This window comes from Psychrobacter sp. 1U2, assembly GCF_051847575.1.
In genome coordinates this window covers 1-1,032 of record NZ_JBPYDC010000484.1, presented here as the reverse complement: position 1 = coordinate 1,032, position 1,032 = coordinate 1, and the positions used below count along the sequence as shown (strand labels likewise).

Genomic DNA, 1,032 nt, shown 5'->3' with positions numbered 1-1,032 from the left:
CAGATGTAGCCTAGGGAGCATCCTAAAGCATGCATAAAAAAACACGCTAACGTTAGCGTGTTTTTTTATGGCAGATATAAATCGTTTTAGTCTTTGGTTGCCATGGTAATGGTATAGGTCTTGCCTTGTTTGACCTTTTCACTATTGCCAAATACTTCGGTAAACGAGCGCTTCATAAACTGGCGCAAGCCATTGATAGTGACCACATAAAATCGTCCACCTTCACGCATGCGCGCATAGGCATCAAGGAAGTATAGATAATGCTGCTCCTTACCGACCTTGGCTGGCAAGTTTGACATCACAAGGCTAAAATCTTTGTCTTTTGCCACATGATTAAAGCCGTTTGATAAATGCACGTCGACATTGTTTAGACCATTTTGCACGCAGTTATGGCGTGCATATTCTACCGCCATAAAGTCTTTATCAATCAAAGTATGCTGACCATTTGGACATTCGCGTGCTGCTGTCATACCGAGCACGCCATAACCGCAGCCCAAATCTATCGAATCATCATCCGCTTGAAAGTCCACATAATCAAGCAGCATGAGGCTACCTTCATCAAGCTTTTGCGGTGAAAAAATGCCCCACGTAGTCGCAAAATCAAACGGCTTGCCCAGCACATCTTGGCGAAAGTTAATATCTTCGCGCCAGTGTTCGGCGTTTTTTAATAGGTCAGCAGGGGGTCTATGGCTCATGGGATTCTCGGATTATTTAATAAATAGAAGGTTAATATACTATGGCAGGTATTGTAACGAGAAAAGGGCAGGTTTGCAGTATCCTATTATGGAATTGTGGTGAGGTTTGAACAAGAGTAGAATATGCCTTACGCACTTTCATCAAGATAATGTCTAACATTAGTACACGAAGGGTACCTTATGACCAGATAAAAAATTAATCTTAAAATCCAAAATCAGACAATTTTTTATCATTTTTCTTCAAGATCTGTAGCACGAAGTTAGAATCAACGTTTAAGAAGAGCTCAATAACATCATGAATTCTCCAATAGTTATCTTCTGGGTTCTTAATTAGAAT

General features: G+C 40.5%; 1 protein-coding gene. It reads right to left on the bottom strand.

Features of this window, described 5'->3' with window-relative positions; translation table 11 throughout:
- Nucleotides 1-86: 86 nt before the first annotated feature.
- Entirely contained in the window at nucleotides 87-695 is a 609-nt protein-coding gene (locus ACS8FD_RS16750; RefSeq protein WP_439262535.1) for a class I SAM-dependent methyltransferase, read from the bottom strand.
- Nucleotides 696-1,032 lie beyond the last annotated feature (337 nt).